Source organism: Brevundimonas sp., assembly GCF_032107865.1.
Taxonomy (GTDB): domain Bacteria; phylum Pseudomonadota; class Alphaproteobacteria; order Caulobacterales; family Caulobacteraceae; genus Brevundimonas.
This window is the reverse complement of record NZ_DAMCNG010000224.1, coordinates 1-4,103: the sequence shown is the minus strand read 5'-3', so window position 1 is coordinate 4,103 and position 4,103 is coordinate 1. Positions and strand designations below refer to the sequence as shown.

Annotated in this window: 4 protein-coding genes; 2 read left to right on the top strand and 2 right to left on the bottom strand. The window is 66.4% G+C overall.

Translation table 11 applies throughout. The features are described 5' to 3' along the window. The first annotated feature begins 168 nt into the window (after positions 1–168). Entirely contained in the window at positions 169–1,761 is a 1,593-nt protein-coding gene (locus tag RT567_RS14265; RefSeq protein ID WP_313576935.1) for a PAS domain-containing hybrid sensor histidine kinase/response regulator, read from the top strand. Between the two features lie 123 nt (positions 1,762–1,884). Further along, on the top strand, positions 1,885–3,198 hold the full coding sequence (locus tag RT567_RS14260) for a hemolysin family protein (protein ID WP_313576934.1): 1,314 nt from the start codon (positions 1,885–1,887) through the stop codon (positions 3,196–3,198). Between the two features lie 23 nt (positions 3,199–3,221). Here the strand turns inward: RT567_RS14260 and RT567_RS14255 are convergent, their stop codons facing one another. Continuing rightward, complete coding sequence (locus RT567_RS14255; RefSeq protein WP_313576933.1) at positions 3,222–3,593, bottom strand: hypothetical protein; 372 nt, start codon at positions 3,591–3,593, stop codon at positions 3,222–3,224. A gap of 193 nt (positions 3,594–3,786) precedes the next feature. Continuing rightward, positions 3,787–4,103 (bottom strand): ATP-binding cassette domain-containing protein (locus tag RT567_RS14250; protein ID WP_313576932.1); only part of this gene is annotated, 317 nt, incomplete at its 5' end.

The following is a 4,103-nucleotide window of genomic DNA, read 5'->3' as shown; positions in this document are numbered from 1 at the left end:
GAGCGGCCCCCGGAGCGATCCGGGGGCCGTTTTGCATGTCAGTCGTTCGGCGCGCGCCCCGATCCTTTTGCGTTGAATCAAAAGAAGAAGCCCGACTTTGGTCGAACGGAGCGGTTAAGGCTTTCTCAGCCATGCGGGGGCCATGAGACGGCGCTGAAAGGACTCCCTATGACTGACGTTGACTGGCCCCGTCGCGCCGGCCTCTCCGCCGCGCTGGATGAGGCCGCCATCGTGGCGATCACGGATCGCGCCGGCCGCATCCTGTACTGCAACGACAAGTTCGAAGCTGTCAGCGGCTATGCGCGCGAGGAGTTGATCGGTCAGACGCACAGGGTGGTGAACTCGGGCGTCCACGCGCGCGACTATTTCCGCAATCTGTATCGCACCATCGCGCGCGGCGAGGTGTGGCGCGGCACCATCCAGAACCGCACCAAGTCGGGCGAGCCATACTGGGTCGATACGACCATCGTGCCGAACCTGGGGGCTGACGGACGGCCCGAGACCTATACGGCCATTCGCTTCGAGGTGTCGGACCACGTCCGCGCGCTCAAGGCGCTGGAGCTGGCGCAGGCCGAAGCGCGACAGGCCGCCGAGGTGCGGGACCGCTTCTTCGCCAACATCAGCCATGAGGTGCGCACCCCGCTGAATGCGGTGCTGGGCCTGGCCTCGGCCCTGGCGCACACGGCGCTGACGCCGCGCCAGACCGAGATGCTGAAGCTGATCACGGGGGCAGGGGACGCGCTGCGCCGGGTTCTGGACGACATGCTGGACCTGTCGAAGATGCAAGCAGGTCAGTTCAGCCTGTCGCTGACGCCGTTTGATCTCAGAACCGACATTGAGACCGTGGTCGAGATGCGTCGGGCGGTCGCTGAAGACAAGGGGCTGGCGCTGGACGTCGCCTTTACGCCGAGCGCCCAGGGGCCGGTGATCGGCGACGGCGTCCGCATCACCCAGATCGTCTCCAACCTGGTGTCCAATGCGGTGAAGTTCACGGCTGAGGGGCGTGTGTCCGTCCGTGTCGACGTGCGCGCCGAGGACAACCGGGAACGTCTGGTCATTGAGGTCGAGGACACAGGCATGGGCTTTGACGCCGAAGCGGCGCGACGCCTGTTCGATCCTTTCGTTCAGGCCGATGACGCCATATCGCGCCAGTTCGGCGGCACGGGTCTGGGCCTGTCCATCTGCAAGTCGCTGGCCGAGTTGATGGGCGGCGAGATTTCCGCAGAGTCGGCGCCGGGCGAGGGCAGTCTGTTTCGGGTCGTCCTGCCGGTCGAGCGTGTGGCGGCGGCCGTGGCCGAACCGGCCGCAGTGTCGGTTGAAGCGACGCATGCGTCGGATGAGGGCGCGCAGATTCGCGTCCTGGCGGTCGAGGACAATCCGGCCAATCAGATGGTCGTGCGCTGCCTGCTGGAGCCGCTGGGCTTTGAGATCGTCACCGCCGACAATGGTCTGGAAGGCGTGCGGCGTTTTCAGCAGGAGCGCTTCGACATGGTGCTGATGGACATGCAGATGCCGGTCTTGGATGGGTTGGACGCCATGCGCCGCATCCGCGCCGACGAAGCGCGTCTGGGCGCTGCACGCACGCCCATCGTCATGTTGACGGCCAACACGACCGAGGCCCACCATCTGAAGGCGGTTCAGGCGGGCGCCGACCATCTGGTGGCCAAGCCGGTCACCCTGGAGATCCTGATGCAGGGCATGGAACAGGGGGCCGTCGCCGCCGCCGAATGGTCGAGCGAGCACGTCCTTTCGGCGGCCTGAGGGGCCGGCGTGCGCTGAACGCCGCAGTTTCGACAACAAAGCTGGCGCAGGCGGGGCTTCACCTTTACTATCGACCGTGCGGACGCCGTTAGTCGCGCCGCGCTCAGGGCTTCTCCCTTTTCGATGTTGACCATCGCTATCGTCGTCGTGCTGCTGCTTGTGGTGCTGAACGGCCTTTTCGCCATGACCGAACTCGCGGTCGTGTCCTCCCGCAAATCCAAGCTTCAGAGCCGCGCCGAACGAGGCGATCGCGGCGCCCGCGCCGCGTTGAAGCTGGCCGAGGAGCCGACCCAGTTCCTTTCGGCGGTTCAGGTGGGCATCACCCTGATCGGCATTCTGGCGGGCGCCTATGGTCAGGCTGCCATCGCGGGCGAGCTGGATGACATCCTGACGGCCAACATTCCCACCCTGGCCCCCTATTCGCAGATCATCGCCACCGGCGTGGTCGTGGTGCTGATCACCTATGTCTCGCTGATTGTCGGCGAGCTGGTGCCCAAGCGCCTGGCCCTGATCTTCCCCGAGACCATCGCCTCCAAGATGGCCGGCCCGATCTCGACCCTGGCCCTGGTGATGAAGCCGTTCGTCCTGCTGCTGACGGCCTCGACCTCGGGCATCCTGAAGCTGCTGGGCGTCAAGGATCGCGATGGTTCGGACGTGACCCAGGAAGAGGTCGCGAGCATCCTGGCCGAGGGCACGTCCGCGGGCCTGATCGAGCCGGAAGAACAGGAGATGATCGAAGAGATCCTGCGCCTGGGCGACCGGGCCGTGCGCGTGGCGATGACGCCGCGCCACGAGGTCTATTGGATCGCCCTGGACGATTCCGAAGAGACGCTGCGCGAGGAAATCCGCACCTGCCCCTACTCGCGCATTGTGGTGGCGCGCGACAACGACATCGATAATCCGCTGGGCGTGGTCCACAAGAAGGATCTGCTGGACAGCCTGCTCGACAATGGCGAGTTCAACGTCGAGAAGCTGGTGGCCGAACCGGCCTTCATTCCGCAGTCGACCTCGGTGCTGAAGGCGCTGGAGATCCTGAAGGGCTCAAAGGTCCACATGGCCTTCGTGGTCGACGAATACGGCGCCTTTGAAGGCGTGGTCACGGCCACGGACCTGCTGGAGATGATCGCCGGCGACTTCAACGAGAGCCACGACGAGGTCGAGACGGCGGTGCGCAAGCGCGCCGACGGCACCTGGGCCGTCGATGGTCAGATCGATCTGGATGAACTGGGCGAGGCTTTGGGCGAAGACTTCGGCGAGCATGAAGGCTTCCACACGGTCGCGGGCTTGGTGCTGCACCATCTGTCGCGCGTGCCGAACGAGGGCGACGTCCTGCAACTGGGTCGTTTCGAGGTCGAGGTCATCGACATGGACGACCGACGCATCGACAAGCTTCTGTTCCGCCCGGTGATTCACGGACAGGAAGACGACGCCGCCTGATCCAGGCGGCGTCGGTTACTCGATCAGGGGCGGTCCAGCGGCTGGACCAGGGCGACCCGATAGGGACGCATGGGGCCGCCCGGCTCGGCCAGAGAGACGTATTCCCCAGGAACGAAGCGCTCGCTCTCAAGGCGGAAGCCGACGGCGTCGGCGTCCTCGCCGGGGAAGTCCAGCACCCAACGACCGTCGGCGCCCTGGGTCAGTTGACCGACGGCCAGGGTCTCGCCGTCGCGGAAACGGCGGACGCGCGTGCGCTCGGGCGCGGCGAGCAGGGTCGGGGCGTCCAGCCGTGACTGCTGATCCAGCGTCATGACCAGGTCATAGCCGTCGCGCGGATCGCCGTGCGGCGCATCGGCCTCGCGGGCCAGTTCTAGCCGGATATGGTGCAGGGTCATGGTCAGCGCGCCTTGCGGTCGGCCAGATTGCTGCTGATCACGCCATAGGCCATGGCGGCCATGAAGGTGAGGAAGAAGGCGCCCATGGCGGCGACGGGGGCGATGATTTCTGAGGGCATGGCAGTTCTCCTATGCCGACAGCTGAGCTTATCGCGGCTTCCTCCGCCTTGATGGAGATCAAAGGTCTCGCAGATCAGGCGGCGGCCCGAAGCGGTCCGACGCCGGCCTGGACATGGCCGTCCGGGCCGATGCCGCTGACCGTCAGTGTCTGATCGCACAGAGCCAGCGGCGCCGGGCGGTGGCTGACCAGGATCAGACCCTGGCCGGTGCGCTGAAGGCGCTGCGATAGCCGGTCCAGCACCTGGGCCTCGGTGGCCGCGTCCAGCCCTTCGGTCGGCTCGTCCAGCACCAGCCAGGGGGCGGGACGCAGATAGGCGCGGGCCAGGCCCAGGCGCCGCCGCTCGCCGCCCGACAGCCGTGCGCCGTTTTCACCCAGGGCGACGTCCAGGC

Excerpts from the sequence above, each read along its gene's own strand:
- RT567_RS14260 (WP_313576934.1), top strand. The coding sequence starts at position 1,885 with ATGTTGACCATCGCTATCGTCGTCGTGCTGCTGCTTGTGGTGCTGAAC.
- RT567_RS14265 (WP_313576935.1), top strand. The coding sequence starts at position 169 with ATGACTGACGTTGACTGGCCCCGTCGCGCCGGCCTCTCCGCCGCGCTG.
- RT567_RS14255 (WP_313576933.1), bottom strand. The coding sequence starts at position 3,593 with ATGACCCTGCACCATATCCGGCTAGAACTGGCCCGCGAGGCCGATGCG.